Source organism: Streptococcus sp. 17.1, from assembly GCF_016648655.1.
Lineage (GTDB): Bacteria > Bacillota > Bacilli > Lactobacillales > Streptococcaceae > Streptococcus > Streptococcus salivarius_E.
In genome coordinates this window covers 1-19753 of record NZ_JACLQM010000025.1, presented here as the reverse complement: position 1 = coordinate 19753, position 19753 = coordinate 1, and the positions used below count along the sequence as shown (strand labels likewise).

The window sequence follows — 19753 nt, the reverse complement described above, 5'->3', positions numbered from 1 at the left end:
GCCGGCTTAGCTCAGTTGGTAGAGCATCTGATTTGTAATCAGAGGGTCGCGTGTTCAAGTCATGTAGCCGGCATAAAATGCGAACGTAGTTCAGTGGTAGAACATCACCTTGCCAAGGTGGGGGTCGCGGGTTCGAATCCCGTCGTTCGCTTGAGGAGCCGGGGTGGCGGAACTGGCAGACGCACAGGACTTAAAATCCTGCGAAAGGAAACTTTCGTACCGGTTCGATCCCGGTCCTCGGCATAATATAAGAATGAGCACCCTTAGCTCAACTGGATAGAGTACCTGACTACGAATCAGGCGGTTAGAGGTTCGACTCCTCTAGGGTGCATTTTATCGGGAAGTAGCTCAGCTTGGTAGAGCACTTGGTTTGGGACCAAGGGGTCGCAGGTTCGAATCCTGTCTTCCCGATTTATGGCGGTGTAGCTCAGCTGGCTAGAGCGTCCGGTTCATACCCGGGAGGTCGGGGGTTCGATCCCCTTCGCCGCTATATATATGGATTTCTTGGACCTTTAGCTCAACTGGTTAGAGCACTCGGCTCATAACCGAGCGGTCGTAGGTTCGAGTCCTACAAGGTCCATATATTAATTATAATATTTGGAGGATTACCCAAGTCCGGCTGAAGGGAACGGTCTTGAAAACCGTCAGGCGTGTAAAAGCGTGCGTGGGTTCGAATCCCACATCCTCCTTATAATTAACGCGGGATGGAGCAGCTAGGTAGCTCGTCGGGCTCATAACCCGAAGGTCGTAGGTTCAAATCCTGCTCCCGCAATATGGCTCGGTAGCTCAGTTGGTAGAGCAATGGATTGAAGCTCCATGTGTCGGCGGTTCGATTCCGTCTCGCGCCATTTTGTTAAGCGGGTGTAGTTTAGTGGTAAAACTACAGCCTTCCAAGCTGTTGTCGCGAGTTCGATTCTCGTCACCCGCTTTATTTGGAAACAAATAACCAAGCATTTAGCTTGGGCGCGTAGCTCAGATGGTTAGAGCGCACGCCTGATAAGCGTGAGGTCGGTGGTTCGATTCCACTCGTGCCCATATTGGAGAATTACTCAAGAGGCTGAAGAGGACGGTTTGCTAAATCGTTAGGTCGGGTAACTGGCGCGGGGGTTCGAATCCCCCATTCTCCGTAGTATTATGACGAATTATCTTTTAGATAATTCGTTTTCTTTTTTTTGAGGTGACAAAATGAAAAATAGTTTTTATCGTTTTCTTCTTTATGGGTTTATTATTATTCTATTTTTTGTAATGCTTTTTTCTTTTGTCTTTACTAATAAAAAATTAACGAAGGATATCTCGTCTAATGTTTCGGGTTTTGTTACCAAAGTAGACTCAGTGGTTTCAGTTCCATTTACTGCTTTATCAAAATCTCATAATGTTATTTCTGATCTCTTATCAACTTATAATGAGAATCGAGATTTAAAAAAATCTTTATCGAATTTAGAAAATCAATCATCTATTATTTCTAACTTGCAAGAAGAGAATGATTCTTTAAGAGCTTCGCTTAATCTTTCGGACAAGCTAAGTCGTGATAATGTTCTCACTGCTGAAGTTTCCATGCGTCCTTCTGTGACTTGGTTAAAAGAGTTAACGATTAATGTTGGTAAGTCTAAGAATGTTAGTAAGTCTATGCTAGCAACTTCTAATGGTGGAGTAATTGGTTTTGTAACTAAGGTATATGATGATACTACTACTATTTCTTTACTTTCTAGTAGTTCTAGTGATAGCTACCTTGCTTCTAGCGTCAAATCAGAGGATGATAACCAGATTTTCGGGATTATATCTCGTTATGATAATAAAAAGAAGCTGTTAGAGATGACACAACTCAATTCATCTTCTAACGTTAAGGTTGGCACTGAAGTAGTTACAAGTGGTCTTGATGATGTATCAGTAAAGGATGTTCCAATTGGTACTGTAGACTCTGTGAGTGATTATGAAGGAAATCGTACGATTTTGGTAAAACCTTATGCTGATTTTGATAAAATTTCTTATGTTACTTTAGTTGGAGATGGTAAATAATATGAAATTATCCAAGTATTCTATTATTCCTTTCTTACTGAGTATTGTTCCTTTTCTATGGGATGGTCATATTTCGATGATACTTAATCATTATTTATCTCCTGAATTTTTTCTATCATCTCATCTTTTCATTATTTATATTTTTATCTTAACCCTTGATTTTCCAAATAAGTATTCCTTTCTTTACCTTGTTTGTTTTGGATTTCTTTATGATACTTATTATTTCAAAACAGTTGGTATAGTAATTCTAACTTTGCCACTGTTATGCTATCTGTTAACTCAGCTAGGTCGAATTGTTAAGAGAAATACCTATGTTGATTTTTTGTTAATGTTTTTATTCTTATTTCTCTTTGATGCCATAAATTTTGGCTTTGCCTTATTCTATGGTTTCTCCAATGAGTCTGTGACGGATTTTATTATTTATCAACTAAGTCCTAGTATAGTGTTTAATCTTTTGATCTTTATCTTTATTAAACCTATTCTTGAAAAATTATTTTTGTATCTGTCAGTTGATAGATTTAAATAGAACTGTAATATTGGCGTAACAAAGTTTGCGCCATTTTTTGATACAATAAGAAGGTCTTATCGAAAAGGAGTAGTATTTTATATTATGAAAAAACGTATTCTTTCAGCAGTGTTGGTAAGTGGTGTAACCTTATCAGCAGCTGCATCAGTACATGCAGAGGATTATGATTCGCAAATCGCTGCTGCAGATAACGCAATTAGTAACCTTGCTTCTCAACAAGAGACTGCACAAGCGCAAGTTGCTACAATCCAATCTCAAGTATCTACACTTAGAACACAAAAATCAGATTTGGAAACTAAAAATGCTGAACTTGAAAAAGTATCAGCAGATTTGGAATCTGAAATTCAAGAATTATCAAGTAAAATTGTAGCTCGTCAAGATTCTTTGGCGAAACAAGCTCGTAGTGCTCAACAAAATAACACTGCGACTAGCTACATCAACTCTATCTTGAACTCTAAGTCAATCTCTGAAGCTATTACTCGTATCACAGCTATTTCAAAAGTTGTTACGGCTAATAATGACATGTTGACAAAACAAGAGTCTGATCAAAAAGAGCTTGCTGCTAAGCAAGAACAAAACCAAGCTGCTATTAATGAAATTGCAACTAATAAAGCTGAGCTTGAAACAACAGAAGCTGGTTTGACAACTCAACAAGCTGAACTAGAAGCAGCACAAGTTACTTTGGCTGCAGAATTGGCTACAGCACAAGATGAAAAAACATCACTTGTTTCTGCTAAATCAACTGCAGAAGCTGTGGCAGCTTCAACTGCAGCATCAGTTGCTCAGTCTCAAGCAATTGCAGAATCAGAGGCAGCAGCACAAGCAGTAGCATCTTCAGAAGCGGCAGCATTTGTAGCTCAATCAGAGGCGGCAGCAACTTCAGAAGCTGTAGCTCAACCTTCTGAAGCTACTGTTTCAGAAACAGCGACAGCCTCAGAAGTAGCACAAGAACCGGTTTCATCAGAAACTTCAGAAACTACTCAAGAGCCAACTGTTGCAACTTCAGAAGCAACACAAGAGCCTGCTGCTCCAGCAACATCTGAAGCACAGCCAGAATCAGCTGCGTCAGAGGCACAACAAGAGCCTGCTGCTCCAGTAACATCTGAAGCACAACCAGAATCAGCTGCTCCAGCAGCTTCAGAAGCACCTGCAGCAACATCTGAAGCACCAACAAGTCAAGCACCTGCAGCTTCAGAACCACCAGCTCCTGCTGCTGAAACACCTAAAGTATCAGCAGCATCAACTCCTAATACATATCCAGTTGGTCAATGTACTTGGGGTGCTAAATCATTAGCTTCATGGGTTGGTAATTACTGGGGTAATGCTAAAAACTGGATTGCTAGCGCACAAGCAGCTGGTCACTCAGTTGGTACGACTCCTGTAGCCGGTGCAATTGCGGTTTGGCCAAATGATGGTGGTGGTTATGGTCACGTAGCTTACGTAACATCAGCATCAGGTTCAAATTCAATTCAAGTTATGGAATCAAACTATGCTGGTAACATGTCAATCGGTAACTACCGTGGTACATTTGATCCAACATCTTCAGCTCACGGTGGTTCTGTATATTATATTTACCCATAATGAACACAAAAAAGCGATTCGAATTTTCTCGAATCCTTTTTATTTTACGGGAAAATCTCTTTACTTTGTGGAGCTGATTTTAGCTGGGAAAATGTCGTAGCTAAGGTTAAATCTTTTTAGTCTTGTTAAGTTACTGTGACACCATTTATTTTGCATTGAAAATCAATCTAAAAAAAGGTAGAATGGTTTAGTAGATATTTTGGAGGAAATCATGTCTTATACGAATTTGAAGTTGTTTGCTTTATCGTCTAACCAGGAATTAGCAGCAAAAGTTGCTGATAAAATGGGTATTGAACTCGGAAAATCAAGTGTTCGTGAATTTTCAGATGGTGAGATTCAAGTTAATATTGAAGAATCTATCCGTGGTCATCACGTTTTTATTCTTCAATCTACAAGCTCTCCTGTAAATGATAACTTGATGGAAATCTTGATTATGGTTGATGCGCTAAAACGTGCAAGTGCAGAAACGATCAGTGTTGTTATGCCTTATTATGGTTATGCACGTCAAGACCGTAAGGCACGTTCACGTGAACCAATCACATCTAAGTTGGTTGCTAATATGCTTGAGGTTGCAGGTGTTGATCGACTTTTGACAGTTGACCTCCATGCTTCTCAAATTCAAGGATTCTTTGATATTCCTGTAGACCATTTGATGGGTGCACCACTTATCGCAGATTACTTTGATCGTGCTGGTCTTACTGGAGATGATGTTGTTGTTGTTTCTCCAGACCATGGTGGTGTGACTCGTGCACGAAAACTTGCTCAATGTTTGAAAACACCAATTGCAATCATTGATAAGCGTCGTAGTGTTGATAAAATGAACACTTCTGAGGTTATGAATATTATTGGTAACGTTGAAGGTAAAACATGTATCTTGATTGATGATATGATTGATACTGCGGGTACAATCTGTCATGCGGCGGATGCGCTTGCTGAAGCTGGTGCAACTCATGTTTATGCCTCATGTACTCACCCTGTATTGTCAGGTCCAGCACTTGATAATATTCAAAAATCTGCTATTGAGAAGCTTGTCGTATTGGACACGATTTATCTTCCAGAAGAACGTTTGATTGATAAAATTGAACAAATTTCAATTGCTGATTTGATTTCAGAGGCAATTATTCGTATTCATGAAAAACGTCCATTGTCACCTTTGTTTGAAATGGGCCATAAATAGACTAAAGCTAGCCTAGGCTAGCTTTTTTGGTGTTTAAATGCGTTTGAGTTTTTGATATAATGTAAGGCATAATTGCAAAGAGGTGACCGTGATGGATTTAACACAACGTTTTAATAAAAATTTAGATAAGATTGAAGTTTCAATGATTCGTCAGTTTGACCAATCAATTTCAGATGTACCAGGGATCAAAAAGTTGACACTTGGTGAACCTGATTTTACAACTCCAGATCATGTAAAAGAGGCTGCTAAAGCTGCTATTGATGCTAACCAGTCGCACTATACAGGTATGGCAGGGCTTCCTGCCTTACGTCAGGCAGCTGCGGAGTTTGTTAAGGAAAAATACAATCTTACTTATAACCCAGATAATGAAATTTTGGTGACTATTGGAGCTACAGAAGCCCTTTCTGCAACATTGACTGCTATTTTGGAGCCAGGAGATACGATTCTTTTACCTGCACCAGCCTATCCTGGATATGAGCCGATTGCAAATCTAGTTGGTGCTGAAATTGTCGAAATTGATACAACAGCTAATGATTTTGTTTTGACTCCGGAGATGTTAGAAAAGGCAATTTTGGAGCAGGGAGATAAGCTTAAAGCCGTTTTGCTTAACTACCCAACCAACCCAACCGGTGTGACCTACTCACGTCAACAGATTAAAGATCTGGCTGAAGTTCTGAAAAAATACGATATTTTTGTTGTTAGTGATGAAGTCTACTCTGAGCTAACTTATGTGGATCACCATGTATCTATTGCTGAGTATTTGCCGGAACAAACGATTTTGATTAATGGTTTGTCTAAATCTCATGCGATGACAGGGTGGCGTATTGGTTTGATTTTCGCACCTGCAGTCTTGACGGCTCAGTTGATTAAGAGTCACCAATATTTGGTAACAGCTGCAGCAACAATGGCACAATTTGCAGCTATTGAAGCCTTATCTGCTGGTAAGGATGATGCCCAACCAATGAAAGTTGAGTACTTGAAGCGTCGTGATTATATTCTTGAAAAAATGACTGAACTTGGTTTCAGAATTATTAAACCTGATGGTGCTTTCTACATCTTTGCTAAGATTCCAGAAGGGTATACTCAAGACTCCTTTAAGTTCTGCCAAGACTTTGCTCGTGAAAAAGCTATTGCGATTATCCCAGGGGTCGCTTTTGGGAAGTATGGCGAAGGCTTTGTTCGCTTGTCGTATGCGGCTAGCATGGGTACTATTGAAACAGCTATGACTCGTTTGAAAGAGTTTATGGAAGAACATGCAGAAGCTTGAGAGTAGAGGGCTTGTCCTCTTCAATCGTAATTATCGTGAGAATGATAAACTAGTTAAAATTTTTACCGAGCAAGCTGGTAAACGGATGTTTTTTGTTAGAGGTGGTGGGGCAGGTAAATTAAGTGCTGTCATTCAACCTTTGACCATCGCTGAATTCATGATGACTGTAAATGATGAAGGTCTATCTTTCATAGAAGATTATAGCCAGGCACAATCCTTCAAGGAAATTACAAGCGATATTTTCAAGCTGTCTTATGCGACATATTTGGCTGCATTGACAGATGCTACTATTGCTGATGGTGTGACAGATGCGCAATTATTTGTATTCTTGGAGAAGACGCTTGAATTAATGGAAGAAGGCTTGGATCATGAAATATTGACTAATATCTTTGAGATTCAGGTTTTAGACCGTTTCGGCGTACGCTTGAATTTTCACGAGTGTGTCTTTTGTCATCGTGTAGGCCTTCCTTTTGATTTCTCGTTTAAGTTCTCGGGGCTACTTTGTCCAAATCACTATGCAGAGGATGAAAGGCGTAGTCACTTGGACCCTAATGTGCCTTATCTTTTAGATCGTTTTCAGGGGCTTTCCTTTGAAGAATTGAGAAGCATATCTGTTAAGGATGACATGAAACGAAAGCTACGATACTTTATCGATGACCTCTATGATAATTATGTTGGAATACATCTTAAAAGTAAGAAGTTTATTGATAATCTAAATTCTTGGGGCCATATTATGAATAAAGAAGATAGTGCTGACTAGACATTATCTTCTTTTTGTTTCACGTGAAACAGGAAAGTAATGGTTTTCAGTCTCAGGGGTTAAAATGCAGGTCAGTTCGTGCTATAATAATAAGATAATAAGCTGAAAGACTCTGCTAGAAACAGTGAACTAGTCTATTTTAGTTACCTAATATTTTATTGAAAGAAATCTGAGTTTGTTTTTTATGGCAGAGGACGAGAGGGAGAATGCTATGCATGTAATTGCAGTAGATGCTATGGGTGGCGATAATGCGCCACAAGCAATTGTAGAGGGAGTCAACCAAGCTATAGCAGATTTCAAAGATATTGAAATCCAGCTTTATGGTGATGAAGCTAAAATCAAGACTTATTTGACAGCGAATGAACGTGTGAGCATTGTGCATACTGATGAAAAGATAAATTCGGATGATGAGCCAGCTAAAGCTATTCGCAAGAAGAAAAAAGCTTCAATGGTCTTAGGTGCACAAGCTGTTAAGGAGAAAAAAGCAGGTGCCGTGATTTCTGCGGGAAATACAGGTGCCCTTCTTGCCGCAGGTCTCTTCGTGGTCGGACGTATTAAGGGAGTTGAGCGTCCAGGTCTTATGTCAACAATGCCAAGTTTTACTGGTCAACCCTTTGATATGCTTGATTTAGGTGCAAATGCGGAAAATACAGCTAGTCATTTGCATCAATATGCTATTTTAGGATCTTTCTATGCTAAAAATGTGCGTGGCATTGCCAACCCTCGTGTAGGTCTCCTTAATAATGGGACTGAGGAAACAAAGGGGGATAGTCTTCGTAAGGAGGCTTTTGAACTCCTATCTAAGGAGGCAAGTATTAACTTTGTTGGTAATGTTGAGGCACGTGAAATTATGTCAGGAGCTGCTGATGTAGTAGTCGCTGATGGTTTCACAGGAAATGCAGTTCTTAAGGCAATTGAAGGAACGGGACTTGGTGCCATGAAGACTCTTAAGTCAGCTATCATGAATGGTGGTCTTAAAGCTAAGTTAGGTGCCTTCCTATTGAAGGATAGTCTAAAAGGTATGAAAGAGACTATGGATTACTCTAGCGCCGGAGGTGCGGTTCTCTTTGGTCTTAAAGCTCCTGTAGTAAAATGTCATGGATCTAGTGATGCTAAGGCAGTTTACTACACCATTAAGCAGGTTCGTACGATGCTTGATACTAAGGTTGTTGAGCAGCTAGTTGAAGCCTTTAGTCCGAAAGAGGAGGCTAACTGATGAGTAGAGTAGAAATTCTTCAGAAAATGCAGCTCGTTATTCAAGAGCAGATGGGTAAAGAGGACATTGTTTTAACCGAATCTACCAAATTAGATGACTTAGGTGTGGACTCCATAGAGCTTATGGAATTCATTATTAATTTGGAGGATGAGTTCGACCTTGAGATTTCCGATGATACTATTGACCATATGGTTAAGGTAGCTGATTTGTTGGACTATTTGTCTGAGGAATTGAATAAAGAATAAGAAAGCTAGACATAATAATTGTGTACTATACGATTGTTATTTTGTTGGAGTGAGGCAAGAAACTAAATGTTATATGGATTTAGTTCTGTCACACTCCTTTTTTCTATACATTATTTATTAAGAAACTCTAAAAAAGAACTAAAATACGAACGTTATTTTTTTACTCAAGTAATAAAGTTTGCTATATGTTGGTTTTTGGATTTTGGTGTGGTATAATTAAGACGAATAAACTTGAAAGGCGAACAATTCCATGTCAAACCAACTGATTTATACTGGGAAAGCTAAAGATATTTATAGTACAGAAGACGAAAATGTGATTAAGTCGGTCTATAAGGACCAGGCAACCATGCTTAATGGTGCTCGTAAGGAGACTATTAAAGGAAAAGGTGTGCTAAATAATCAGATTTCGTCTCTTATTTTTGAAAAATTGAATGCTGCGGGTGTAGCTACTCACTTTATCGAACGTATTTCTGACACAGAACAACTCAACAAGAAAGTGAAAATCATTCCTTTGGAGGTTGTTCTTCGTAACGTGACTGCGGGTTCTTTTTCTAAACGTTTTGGCGTGGAAGAAGGTTTGGACTTGAAAACTCCTATCGTTGAATTTTACTATAAGAACGATGATTTGGATGACCCATTCATCAATGACGAGCATGTGAAGTTTTTGGATATTGCCAATGATGAACAAATTGCTTATATCAAGGAAGAAACGCGTCGTATCAATGAATTGCTGAAAGATTGGTTTGCACAAATTGGTCTTCGTTTGATTGACTTCAAATTGGAATTCGGTTTTGATAAGGATGGCAAAATTATCTTGGCAGATGAATTTTCACCAGATAACTGCCGCCTTTGGGATGCTGAAGGGCACCATATGGACAAGGATGTCTTCCGTCGTGATCTTGGTAGCTTGACAGATGTTTATGAAGTTGTATTGGAAAAATTACAAGGATTGAAGTAGCCTTTTACAAATAGAATACTTGGTCTTCACTACAATCTTTAAGTAGAAATAGATAAAGGAAATAAAATGGATAAACGTATTTTCGTTGAGAAAAAAGCTGATTTTCGTGTGAAATCTCACTCTTTAGTAAAAGAATTAAAGCATAATCTTCAGTTGAAAACTTTGAATGATCTTCGTATTGTTCAAGTTTACGATGTATTTAATTTGGCAGAGAACTTGTTTGCGCGTGCGGAAAAACACATCTTCTCTGAGCAAGTGACCGATACTGTTTTGGATGAAGCTGCGGTTAAGGCTGATCTTGAGAAGTATGCTTTCTTTGCTATCGAAAGTTTGCCTGGTCAATTTGACCAACGTGCGGCATCTTCACAGGAAGCTTTGCTTTTGCTTGGTAGTTCAAATGATGTAACGGTGAACACAGCGCAACTTTACTTGGTTAACAAGGATATTGATGCGAATGAGTTGGAAGCTGTCAAAAACTACCTCTTGAACCCAGTGGATTCTCGTTTCAAAGACATCACTGTTGGCATTGCTAAACAGGATTTCTCTGAGTCTGACAAGACCATTCCAAGTTTGGATTTCTTTGAAACTTATACAGCAGAAGATTTTGCACAGTATAAGGCAGAGCAAGGATTGGCCATGGAAGTGGATGACCTTCTGTTCATTCAAGATTACTTCAAGTCTATTGGTCGTGTACCAACTGAGACTGAACTTAAGGTGTTGGATACTTACTGGTCTGACCACTGTCGTCACACAACTTTCGAGACTGAGTTGAAAAACATCGACTTCTCAGCTTCTAAATTCCAAAAACAATTGCAAGCGACTTATGACAAGTATATTGCCATGCGTGATGAGTTGGGACGTACCGAAAAACCTCAAACCTTGATGGATATGGCGACTATTTTTGGTCGTTATGAGCGTGCCAATGGTCGTTTGGACGACATGGAAGTGTCTGATGAAATCAATGCCTGCTCTGTTGAAATTGAAGTGGATGTCAATGGTGTGAAAGAGCCATGGCTTCTCATGTTCAAGAACGAAACCCACAACCACCCAACGGAGATCGAACCATTTGGTGGGGCTGCTACTTGTATCGGTGGGGCCATTCGTGACCCATTGTCAGGTCGTTCATATGTTTACCAAGCCATGCGTATCTCAGGTGCTGGTGATATTACAACACCAATTGCTGAAACTCGTGCTGGTAAATTGCCACAACAAGTGATTTCTAAAACAGCGGCTCACGGTTATTCTTCATACGGTAACCAAATTGGTCTTGCAACAACCTATGTTCGTGAATACTTCCACCCAGGTTTCGTTGCTAAGCGTATGGAGCTAGGTGCCGTTGTCGGTGCGGCTCCTAAGGAAAATGTTGTCCGTGAAAAACCTGAAGCAGGTGATGTGATTATCTTGCTCGGAGGTAAGACTGGACGTGATGGTGTCGGTGGTGCGACAGGTTCTTCTAAAGTTCAAACGGTTGAATCTGTTGAAACAGCTGGTGCTGAGGTTCAAAAAGGGAATGCCATCGAAGAACGTAAGATTCAACGTCTTTTCCGTAATGGGGATGTGACTCGTCTGATCAAGAAATCAAATGACTTTGGTGCTGGTGGTGTCTGTGTGGCTATCGGTGAATTGGCAGATGGTCTTGAAATTGATCTAGACAAAGTGCCATTGAAATACCAAGGTTTGAACGGTACAGAAATTGCCATCTCTGAATCTCAAGAACGTATGGCCGTAGTGGTTCGTCCAGAAGATGTAGATGCCTTCGTTGCTGAATGTAACAAAGAAAATATTGATGCTGTTGTTGTTGCGACAGTGACTGAAAAACCAAATCTTGTCATGCACTGGAATGGTGAAACCATCGTTGATTTGGAACGTCGTTTCCTTGATACAAACGGTGTACGTGTGGTTGTAGATGCTAAGGTGGTTGACAAGGATGTCAAGCTTCCAGAAGAACGTCAAACATCTGCTGAAACCCTTGAAGCTGATACTCTTGAAGTCTTGGCTGACCTTAACCATGCCAGTCAAAAAGGTTTACAAACCATCTTTGATAGTTCAGTTGGTCGTTCAACAGTCAATCATCCACTCGGTGGTCGCTACCAAATCACACCAACGGAAGCTTCTGTACAGAAATTGCCAGTCCAACATGGCGTGACAACAACTGCTTCTGTTATGGCGCAAGGATTCAACCCTTATGTAGCAGAATGGTCTCCATATCATGGCGCTGCCTATGCAGTAATCGAAGCAACAGCTCGTTTGGTTGCTGCTGGTGCAAACTGGTCTAAGGCTCGTTTCTCTTATCAAGAATATTTCGAGCGTATGGATAAACAAGCAGAGCGCTTTGGTCAACCAGTATCAGCTCTCCTTGGATCAATCGAAGCTCAGATTCAACTTGGTTTGCCATCTATCGGTGGTAAAGACTCTATGTCTGGTACCTTTGAAGAATTGACAGTACCACCAACCTTGGTTGCTTTTGGGGTAACAACTGCAGATAGCCGTAAGGTTCTTTCTCCAGAATTCAAAGCTGCGGGTGAAAATATTTACTACATTCCTGGTCAAGCTTTGGCACAAGAAATTGACTTCGATCTTATCAAGTCTAACTTTGCTAAGTTTGAAGCCATCCAAGCTGACCATAAAGTCACATCTGCATCAGCTGTCAAATATGGTGGTGTGGTTGAAGCACTTGCCCTTGCAACATTTGGTAACCATATTGGTGCCACTGTAACCCTTGAAAATATTGAGACTGCCTTGACAGCTCAATTGGGTGGATTCGTCTTCACATCTCCGGAAGAGATTTCAGGTGTTGCCAAGATTGGACAAACAGCAGCTGACTTTACACTTACTGTCAATGGTGTAACGCTTGATGGACACAAACTTGACAGTGCCTTCCAAGGTAAATTGGAAGAGGTTTACCCAACGGAATTTGCACAAGCAACTGAGTTGGAAGAAGTACCAGCTGTGGCATCAGATGCTGTGATTAAAGCTAAAGAAACAGTTGAGACACCAGTGGTTTACATTCCAGTATTCCCAGGTACTAACTCTGAGTACGATTCAGCTAAGGCCTTTGAAAAAGAAGGTGCAAAAGTTAACTTGGTACCATTTGTAACACTTAATGAAGAAGCTATTGTCAAGTCTGTTGACATCATGGTTGACAATATCGAAAAAGCTAACATTATCTTCTTTGCAGGTGGCTTCTCAGCAGCGGATGAACCAGATGGATCAGCTAAATTTATCGTTAACATCTTGCTCAATGAAAAAGTACGTGCAGCTATTGATAGCTTCATCGAACGTGGTGGTTTGATTATTGGTATCTGTAACGGATTCCAAGCCCTTGTTAAATCAGGTCTTCTTCCATACGGTAACTTTGAAGATGCAAGCAGCACGAGTCCAACACTCTTCTACAATGATGCCAACCAACACGTGGCTAAGATGGTTGAAACACGTATTGCCAACACGAACTCACCATGGCTTGCTGGAGTAGAAGTTGGTGACATCCATGCCATCCCAGTATCACACGGTGAAGGTAAATTTGTCGTGACAGCTGAGGAATTTGCAGAGCTTCGTGACAATGGTCAAATCTTTACCCAATATGTTGACTTCGAAGGTAAACCAAGCATGGATTCTAAATACAATCCTAACGGATCTGTCAATGCAATCGAAGGTATCACAAGCAAGAACGGTCAAATTATTGGTAAGATGGGTCACTCAGAACGTTTCGAAGAGGGTCTCTTCCAAAATATTCCAGGAAATAAAGACCAACACCTCTTTGCGTCAGCGGTTAAATACTTTACTGGAAAATAATAGAGTGTCAAGTGCACTCAGTAATGATATTTTTCAATGTAGCAGTAGTTTTAAAGAGCTTGAAAACTTAAGTTCACATTAGTGGAATGAGAGTCGAGGAACCGTTTTTCGTTTGCATAACATTAGGGAAATATCAAAAATAAAAGGTATAAAAAATGACATACGAAGTTAAATCTCTTAATGAAGAATGTGGTGTTTTTGGTATCTGGGGTCACCCGGATGCTGCCAAATTAACTTATTTCGGACTTCACAGTCTCCAACACCGTGGTCAAGAGGGAGCAGGGATTCTCTCAAATGATGCGGGTCAATTGAAGCGTCATCGTGATATGGGGCTTCTCTCAGAAGTTTTCCGTGATCCAGCCAACTTGGACAAGCTAACTGGAACGGCTGCTATCGGTCATGTTCGTTATGCGACTGCTGGTGAAGCTTCTGTAGATAATATTCAACCTTTCTTGTTTAAGTTTTATGACAATCAGTTTGGACTTGCCCACAACGGGAACTTGACCAATGCAGAGTCACTTAGACGTGAGTTGGAAAAAAATGGGGCAATCTTTAACTCAACATCTGACTCAGAAATTTTGGCTCACTTGATTCGTCGTAGCCACAACCCATCCTTTATGGGCAAGGTGAAAGAAGCCTTGAACACTGTTAAAGGTGGATTTGCTTACCTCCTCATGCTTGAGGACAAGCTAATTGCGGCCTTGGATCCAAATGGTTTCCGTCCCCTTTCTATTGGTAAGATGGCCAATGGAGCTATTGTGGTTTCATCTGAAACCTGTGCCTTTGAAGTGGTTGGAGCAGAGTGGATTCGCGATGTAAATCCAGGTGAGGTTGTTATCATCGATGATAATGGCATCACTTACGATACCTATACAACGGATACGCAATTGGCTGTTTGTTCGATGGAGTATATCTACTTTGCCCGTCCTGATTCAAATATCCAAGGGGTCAATGTCCATACAGCTCGTAAACGTATGGGTGCTCAATTGGCACGTGAGTTCAAACATGAAGCAGATATTGTCGTTGGTGTGCCTAATTCATCACTTAGCGCAGCCATGGGATTTGCGGAAGAATCAGGCTTGCCAAATGAAATGGGCTTGATTAAAAACCAATACACCCAACGTACCTTTATCCAACCAACACAAGAATTGCGTGAGCAAGGGGTTCGTATGAAGCTCTCTGCCGTATCAGGTGTTGTTAAAGGAAAACGTGTGGTTATGATTGACGACTCTATTGTACGTGGGACAACATCACGTCGTATCGTTAATTTGCTAAAAGAAGCAGGAGCAACAGAGGTCCACGTAGCAATCGGTAGCCCAGCCCTTGCCTACCCATGTTTCTACGGTATCGATATTCAAACACGTAAGGAATTGATTGCGGCCAATCATACAGTTGAGGAAACACGCGAAATCATTGGAGCGGATAGCTTGACTTACTTGTCTATTGATGGATTGATTGATTCTATTGGAATTGACACAGATGCACCAAACGGTGGCCTTTGTGTGGCTTACTTTGATGGTAAATATCCAACACCATTGTATGACTACGAAGAACGCTATTTGGAAAGTTTGAAAGAACACACTTCTTTCTATTAAGAGCAGTGCAGAAGAAAAAAGAGGAAAAAATTATGTCTAAAAATGCTTACGCTCCACGTCTCACTACTGACTAAAAGCTAAAGCATTTGTCAGTAGACGCTTTGCCCTATGGAGTCAAAGCTGGAGACCTGACTAGTATTTTTCTCGAAAAAAGAAAAGGAATAAACAAATGACAAATAAAAATGCGTATGCCCAATCGGGTGTGGACGTTGAAGCAGGTTATGAAGTTGTTGAACGTATCAAAAAACATGTTGCCCGTACAGAGCGTGCAGGTGTCATGGGAGCTCTCGGTGGCTTCGGTGGTATGTTTGACCTTTCAAAAACAGGTGTCAAAGAGCCCGTTTTGATTTCAGGTACAGATGGTGTCGGTACTAAACTCATGCTTGCTATCAAGTACGATAAACACGATACTATCGGTCAAGACTGTGTGGCTATGTGTGTTAACGATATTATCGCTGCAGGTGCTGAGCCCCTTTACTTCCTTGACTACGTAGCAACTGGTAAAAATGAACCAGCTAAATTGGAACAGGTCGTTGCTGGTGTGGCTGAAGGTTGTGTGCAGGCTGGTGCCGCCCTCATCGGTGGTGAAACTGCTGAAATGCCTGGTATGTACGGTGAAGACGACTATGACTTGGCTGGTTTCGCAGTAGGTATCGCTGAAAAATCACAAATCATTGACGGTTCAAAAGTGGCTGAAGGTGATGTGCTTCTTGGACTTGCCTCAAGCGGTATCCACTCAAACGGTTACTCACTCGTGCGTCGTGTCTTTGCGGATTACACAGGTGAAGAAGTTCTCCCAGAACTTGAAGGCAAAAAACTTAAAGACGTTCTTCTTGAACCAACTCGTATCTACGTCAAAGCGGCTTTGCCACTCATCAAAGAAGAATTGGTGAATGGAATTGCCCACATCACAGGTGGTGGTTTCATCGAAAATGTGCCACGTATGTTCTCAGATGACTTGGCTGCTGAAATTGACGAAAGCAAAGTGCCAGTTCTTCCAATTTTCAAAGCTCTTGAAAAATATGGTGAAATCAAACACGAAGAAATGTTTGAAATCTTCAACATGGGTATTGGTCTCATGCTTGCGGTTAAACCGGAAAATGTGGAACGTGTCAAAGAACTTCTTGACGAACCTGTTTATGAAATCGGTCGTATTGTGAAGAAAGATGGCGCTAGTGTGGTGATTAAATAATGGTGCTATCACCATTTTGTACGGAGAAATTGTAGAAAGGAGTGTTTGGTTAGTAAGCCTAACTGAACACGGGACTCATTTTCTAGGAAAAAAGAGAAATCATTTTGTGTGCAAGCACCCAGCAATGATTTCCTATTTTTCTACGAAACTGTTCGGCTAGCCGAAACGTCCCTTTGTATCGAATATGAAGATTGCTGTTTTTGCCTCTGGCAACGGCTCAAACTTTCAGGTGATTGCGGAACAATTTCCAGTAGAATTTGTTTTTTCAGATCACCGTAATGCCTATGTCTTGGAACGTGCCAAGAATCTTAATGTGGTTAGCCATGCCTTTGAACTCAAGGAATTTGACAATAAAGCGTCTTATGAAGAAGCTATCGTCAAACTCTTGGATGATCACCAGATTGATTTGGTTTGTTTGGCCGGTTATATGAAAATCGTCGGCCCAACCTTGCTAGCAGCTTACGAAGGCCGTATTATCAATATTCACCCGGCTTATCTCCCTGAATTTCCAGGGGCTCATGGTATTGAGGATGCTTGGAATGCTGGCGTGGATCAGTCTGGTGTGACCATTCACTGGGTGGATTCTGGCGTTGATACCGGAAAGGTCATCAAACAAGTCCGTGTGCCACGCCTTGAAGGTGATACCCTTGATACTTTCGAAACTCGCATCCACGAAGCAGAGTACAAACTCTATCCAGAAGTGTTGGATAGTTTGGGTGTAGCGAGAAAATAAGAAAGTGCTAGAGCTGAAAGAAAATTTTCGACTGTAGCAGATAAAGAACTTTTTTAAAAAAGGAAAAGAAAGAAAATGACTAAACGAGCACTTATTTCAGTCTCAGACAAAGCGGGCATCGTTGAATTTGCCCAAGAACTCAAAAAACTCGGTTGGGACATCATCTCAACAGGTGGTACCAAGGTTGCCCTTGACAATGCTGGGGTAGACACTATCGCCATTGACGATGTGACTGGTTTCCCAGAAATGATGGACGGACGTGTGAAGACTCTCCACCCAAATATCCACGGTGGTCTCCTCGCTCGTCGTGACCTCGATAGCCACCTTCAAGCGGCTAAGGACAATAATATCGAATTGATTGACCTTGTTGTGGTAAACCTTTATCCATTCAAGGAAACCATTCTCAAACCAGACGTAACTTACGCTGACGCAGTTGAAAACATCGATATCGGTGGTCCATCAATGCTTCGTTCAGCAGCTAAAAACCATGCTAGCGTGACAGTTGTTGTAGACCCTGCTGACTATGCTGTTGTTCTTGATGAATTGTCAGCAAACGGCGAAACAAGCTACGAAACTCGCCAACGTTTGGCAGCGAAAGTATACCGTCACACAGCTTCATACGACGCTTTGATTGCAGAATACTTCACAGCTCAAGTGGGTGAAACAAAACCTGAAAAACTCACTTTGACTTATGACCTCAAGCAACCAATGCGTTATGGTGAAAACCCGCAACAAGACGCAGACTTCTACCAAAAAGGTTTGCCAACGGCTTACTCAATTGCTTCAGCTAAACAGCTTAACGGTAAAGAATTGTCATTCAACAATATCCGTGATGCTGATGCTGCTATCCGTATCATCCGTGATTTCAAAGACCGTCCAACAGTTGTGGCTCTCAAACACATGAACCCATGTGGTATCGGTCAAGCTGATGACATTGAAACAGCTTGGGACTACGCTTATGAAGCTGACCCAGTGTCAATCTTTGGTGGTATTGTAGTCCTCAACCGTGAAGTTGAGGCTGCGACAGCTAAGAAAATGCACGGTGTCTTCCTTGAAATCATCATTGCACCAAGCTACACAGACGAAGCTCTTGAAATCTTGACAACCAAGAAGAAAAACTTGCGTATCCTTGAGTTGCCATTTGACGCTCAAGATGCTAGCGAAGTGGAAGCAGAATACACTGGTGTTGTTGGTGGTCTCCTCGTTCAAAACCAAGACGTTGTTAAAGAAAGTCCAGCTGACTGGCAAGTGGTTACCAAACGCCAACCAACTGAGACAGAAGCGACAGCTCTTGAGTTTGCTTGGAAAGCTATCAAGTACGTCAAATCAAATGGTATCATCGTGACTAACGACCACATGACACTTGGTGTTGGCCCTGGTCAAACTAACCGTGTGGCTTCAGTCCGTATCGCCATTGAGCAAGCTAAAGACCGTCTTGATGGTGCTGTTCTTGCTTCAGATGCCTTCTTCCCATTTGCAGATAACGTGGAAGAAATCGCTAAAGCAGGTATTAAAGCTATCATCCAACCAGGTGGCTCAGTCCGTGACCAAGAGTCAATAGAAGCGGCTGATAAACATGGTTTGACAATGATCTTTACAGGCGTTCGTCACTTCCGTCATTAAGGAGATATGATTGTCAAACAATAGTCAACTTTTAAAATCTTACTTTACTACTATTTTTCACAAGTTAGTACATTCGCTAAAAAAATTATTTAATACGAATAGATATAAAAATTGGATAAGCAATCTGGATAATGCAGCGTTAGATTGTGAATTTAAAAAGGTAGAAAGTCGTAATAAGGTTATGAATAGTTTGGATGGTAAGTGGATTTTTACCATCCCATTGGCTATCTTGAGTCATTGGTGTGTATTTGTAAAAAAAGTGAGTGATAAAGATATCAATTCTTCCAAAGCAATAAATCTTGTCTTTGGTTCTCTTACTTTTTATATATCATTAATTCTTATTATAGTAATACCTATCCTTATCTACAAAAGAGTAATTAGTTTAAAGTTTGTTTTGTTAAAAAGTGAATCAGAGCAGAGGAATAGTGATAATGGGTGAAATTAAGGAATTTTTTAAAGAAATCTGGCGCGAGATTCCAATTCAAATTTTAGCTATGGTTGGCTATTCATTGTTGGTAGTACTATATCTTATCAATCTAAATAAGTTTAATCATCAGTTGGAGAGTATCGGAGGCAATGGAGAGATTGCTCAAAGTGTAAATGTTATGCTTTATGATGGTGGACGAGCTTGGAAATATTTATCATTGGCTGTTGTATTAGCTGCATTAGCTACCTTGTTAGTTTGGTTCATAATAACACACTTTAGATATGTAAGTGGCTATTCTATGCTAGCATTTATTTTCTTTTTAGTTCTACTTCTCATATATGTGTGCCTTATTATAATATTTATAAACAATCCGATACTTAGAGCCGCAATAATTGTAATATTTTGTGGTGGAATTCTCATATCTGTTTTGAAGTAAGTAAAGATATGTTGATAGACTTATTTGAACATTAAGTTTCCTTTAAGCTACCCAAACTATACTAATACCATCCTAAAAAACTTTTCTTTTTCATAAATCTCCTAAGAGCTCAGCATCCGCTGGGCTTTTTTATTATGTGACTTTAAGTCCGTTTCGCTCCGAAGGTGCGAAACAGATAAACCACCCGCTATGCGGGTGCGCATCGAAGG

16 protein-coding genes and 13 tRNA genes are annotated in these 19753 nt (G+C 40.7%); all 29 read left to right on the top strand.

Features of this window, described 5'->3' with window-relative positions; translation table 11 throughout:
- The 29 genes from H7T99_RS09865 (at window position 1) to H7T99_RS09725 (ending at window position 19544) form a co-directional block, all read left to right on the top strand.
- Window positions 1-73, top strand: a tRNA-Thr gene (locus tag H7T99_RS09865).
- A 6-nt stretch (window positions 74-79) separates the two neighbouring features.
- Window positions 80-151, top strand: a tRNA-Gly gene (locus H7T99_RS09860).
- A gap of 6 nt (window positions 152-157) precedes the next feature.
- Window positions 158-243 (top strand) — tRNA-Leu (locus H7T99_RS09855).
- A 14-nt stretch (window positions 244-257) separates the two neighbouring features.
- A tRNA-Arg gene (locus H7T99_RS09850) sits at window positions 258-331 on the top strand.
- Window positions 332-337: 6 nt separating this feature from the next.
- Window positions 338-411: transfer RNA gene (locus H7T99_RS09845), tRNA-Pro, on the top strand.
- A gap of 5 nt (window positions 412-416) precedes the next feature.
- Window positions 417-490 (top strand) — tRNA-Met (locus H7T99_RS09840).
- A gap of 16 nt (window positions 491-506) precedes the next feature.
- Window positions 507-580: transfer RNA gene (locus H7T99_RS09835), tRNA-Ile, on the top strand.
- A gap of 19 nt (window positions 581-599) precedes the next feature.
- Window positions 600-689, top strand: a tRNA-Ser gene (locus tag H7T99_RS09830).
- A 9-nt stretch (window positions 690-698) separates the two neighbouring features.
- Window positions 699-772, top strand: a tRNA-Met gene (locus H7T99_RS09825).
- A 3-nt stretch (window positions 773-775) separates the two neighbouring features.
- Window positions 776-848 (top strand) — tRNA-Phe (locus H7T99_RS09820).
- 9 nt (window positions 849-857) lie between these two features.
- Window positions 858-928: transfer RNA gene (locus tag H7T99_RS09815), tRNA-Gly, on the top strand.
- Between the two features lie 33 nt (window positions 929-961).
- Window positions 962-1035, top strand: a tRNA-Ile gene (locus H7T99_RS09810).
- A gap of 4 nt (window positions 1036-1039) precedes the next feature.
- Window positions 1040-1127, top strand: a tRNA-Ser gene (locus tag H7T99_RS09805).
- A gap of 58 nt (window positions 1128-1185) precedes the next feature.
- On the top strand, window positions 1186-2016 hold the full coding sequence (gene mreC / locus H7T99_RS09800; RefSeq protein WP_014633751.1) for a rod shape-determining protein MreC: 831 nt from the start codon (window positions 1186-1188) through the stop codon (window positions 2014-2016).
- A 1-nt stretch (window position 2017) separates the two neighbouring features.
- Entirely contained in the window at window positions 2018-2542 is a 525-nt protein-coding gene (gene mreD, locus H7T99_RS09795; protein ID WP_037604057.1) for a rod shape-determining protein MreD, read from the top strand.
- An 84-nt stretch (window positions 2543-2626) separates the two neighbouring features.
- Window positions 2627-4123 (top strand): CHAP domain-containing protein, encoded by a 1497-nt coding sequence (locus H7T99_RS09790; RefSeq protein WP_037604056.1) that lies wholly within the window; start codon window positions 2627-2629, stop codon window positions 4121-4123.
- A 211-nt stretch (window positions 4124-4334) separates the two neighbouring features.
- Window positions 4335-5300, top strand: a complete 966-nt coding sequence (locus tag H7T99_RS09785) for a ribose-phosphate diphosphokinase (RefSeq protein ID WP_002886286.1) — start codon at window positions 4335-4337, stop codon at window positions 5298-5300.
- 91 nt (window positions 5301-5391) lie between these two features.
- Entirely contained in the window at window positions 5392-6567 is a 1176-nt protein-coding gene (locus H7T99_RS09780; protein ID WP_037604055.1) for a pyridoxal phosphate-dependent aminotransferase, read from the top strand.
- On the top strand, window positions 6554-7327 hold the full coding sequence (recO, locus tag H7T99_RS09775; RefSeq protein ID WP_037604053.1) for a DNA repair protein RecO: 774 nt from the start codon (window positions 6554-6556) through the stop codon (window positions 7325-7327). The genes H7T99_RS09780 and recO overlap by 14 nt, the downstream gene beginning before the upstream one ends.
- 211 nt (window positions 7328-7538) lie before the next feature.
- Window positions 7539-8543, top strand: a complete 1005-nt coding sequence (plsX, locus tag H7T99_RS09770; protein ID WP_037604052.1) for a phosphate acyltransferase PlsX — start codon at window positions 7539-7541, stop codon at window positions 8541-8543.
- The gene (locus H7T99_RS09765; RefSeq protein ID WP_037604051.1) at window positions 8543-8788 is read left to right on the top strand and encodes a phosphopantetheine-binding protein; all 246 of its coding nucleotides are present in this window, start codon (window positions 8543-8545) and stop codon (window positions 8786-8788) included. The genes plsX and H7T99_RS09765 overlap by 1 nt, the downstream gene beginning before the upstream one ends.
- Before the next feature lie 250 nt (window positions 8789-9038).
- Entirely contained in the window at window positions 9039-9746 is a 708-nt protein-coding gene (gene purC / locus H7T99_RS09760) for a phosphoribosylaminoimidazolesuccinocarboxamide synthase (protein ID WP_037599463.1), read from the top strand.
- A gap of 66 nt (window positions 9747-9812) precedes the next feature.
- A complete protein-coding gene (locus H7T99_RS09755; RefSeq protein ID WP_037604050.1) occupies window positions 9813-13538 on the top strand; it encodes a phosphoribosylformylglycinamidine synthase in 3726 nt (1241 codons plus the stop codon).
- Window positions 13539-13693: 155 nt separating this feature from the next.
- A complete protein-coding gene (gene purF, locus H7T99_RS09750) occupies window positions 13694-15133 on the top strand; it encodes an amidophosphoribosyltransferase (protein WP_037604049.1) in 1440 nt (479 codons plus the stop codon).
- A 169-nt stretch (window positions 15134-15302) separates the two neighbouring features.
- Window positions 15303-16325, top strand: a complete 1023-nt coding sequence (gene purM / locus H7T99_RS09745; protein ID WP_013989890.1) for a phosphoribosylformylglycinamidine cyclo-ligase — start codon at window positions 15303-15305, stop codon at window positions 16323-16325.
- A gap of 184 nt (window positions 16326-16509) precedes the next feature.
- Window positions 16510-17058, top strand: coding sequence for a phosphoribosylglycinamide formyltransferase (purN, locus tag H7T99_RS09740; RefSeq protein ID WP_037604047.1), 549 nt, complete (start codon window positions 16510-16512; stop codon window positions 17056-17058).
- A 75-nt stretch (window positions 17059-17133) separates the two neighbouring features.
- Window positions 17134-18681 carry a bifunctional phosphoribosylaminoimidazolecarboxamide formyltransferase/IMP cyclohydrolase gene (gene purH / locus H7T99_RS09735; protein ID WP_037604046.1) on the top strand — a complete coding sequence of 516 codons (1548 nt, stop codon included), beginning with the start codon at window positions 17134-17136 and terminating at the stop codon, window positions 18679-18681.
- A 10-nt stretch (window positions 18682-18691) separates the two neighbouring features.
- On the top strand, window positions 18692-19120 hold the full coding sequence (locus H7T99_RS09730; protein ID WP_037604045.1) for a hypothetical protein: 429 nt from the start codon (window positions 18692-18694) through the stop codon (window positions 19118-19120).
- Window positions 19113-19544, top strand: coding sequence for a hypothetical protein (locus H7T99_RS09725; RefSeq protein WP_037604044.1), 432 nt, complete (start codon window positions 19113-19115; stop codon window positions 19542-19544). Before H7T99_RS09730 ends, H7T99_RS09725 begins: the two co-directional genes overlap by 8 nt.
- Window positions 19545-19753 lie beyond the last annotated feature (209 nt).

Bases quoted from the DNA above. Each gene is read 5' to 3' on its own strand.
- mreC (WP_014633751.1), top strand. From the start codon at position 1,186: ATGAAAAATAGTTTTTATCGTTTTCTTCTTTATGGGTTTATTATTATT.
- mreD (WP_037604057.1), top strand. From the start codon at position 2,018: ATGAAATTATCCAAGTATTCTATTATTCCTTTCTTACTGAGTATTGTT.
- H7T99_RS09790 (WP_037604056.1), top strand. From the start codon at position 2,627: ATGAAAAAACGTATTCTTTCAGCAGTGTTGGTAAGTGGTGTAACCTTA.
- H7T99_RS09785 (WP_002886286.1), top strand. From the start codon at position 4,335: ATGTCTTATACGAATTTGAAGTTGTTTGCTTTATCGTCTAACCAGGAA.
- H7T99_RS09780 (WP_037604055.1), top strand. From the start codon at position 5,392: ATGGATTTAACACAACGTTTTAATAAAAATTTAGATAAGATTGAAGTT.
- recO (WP_037604053.1), top strand. From the start codon at position 6,554: ATGCAGAAGCTTGAGAGTAGAGGGCTTGTCCTCTTCAATCGTAATTAT.
- plsX (WP_037604052.1), top strand. From the start codon at position 7,539: ATGCATGTAATTGCAGTAGATGCTATGGGTGGCGATAATGCGCCACAA.
- H7T99_RS09765 (WP_037604051.1), top strand. From the start codon at position 8,543: ATGAGTAGAGTAGAAATTCTTCAGAAAATGCAGCTCGTTATTCAAGAG.
- purC (WP_037599463.1), top strand. From the start codon at position 9,039: ATGTCAAACCAACTGATTTATACTGGGAAAGCTAAAGATATTTATAGT.
- H7T99_RS09755 (WP_037604050.1), top strand. From the start codon at position 9,813: ATGGATAAACGTATTTTCGTTGAGAAAAAAGCTGATTTTCGTGTGAAA.
- purF (WP_037604049.1), top strand. From the start codon at position 13,694: ATGACATACGAAGTTAAATCTCTTAATGAAGAATGTGGTGTTTTTGGT.
- purM (WP_013989890.1), top strand. From the start codon at position 15,303: ATGACAAATAAAAATGCGTATGCCCAATCGGGTGTGGACGTTGAAGCA.
- purN (WP_037604047.1), top strand. From the start codon at position 16,510: ATGAAGATTGCTGTTTTTGCCTCTGGCAACGGCTCAAACTTTCAGGTG.
- purH (WP_037604046.1), top strand. From the start codon at position 17,134: ATGACTAAACGAGCACTTATTTCAGTCTCAGACAAAGCGGGCATCGTT.
- H7T99_RS09725 (WP_037604044.1), top strand. From the start codon at position 19,113: ATGGGTGAAATTAAGGAATTTTTTAAAGAAATCTGGCGCGAGATTCCA.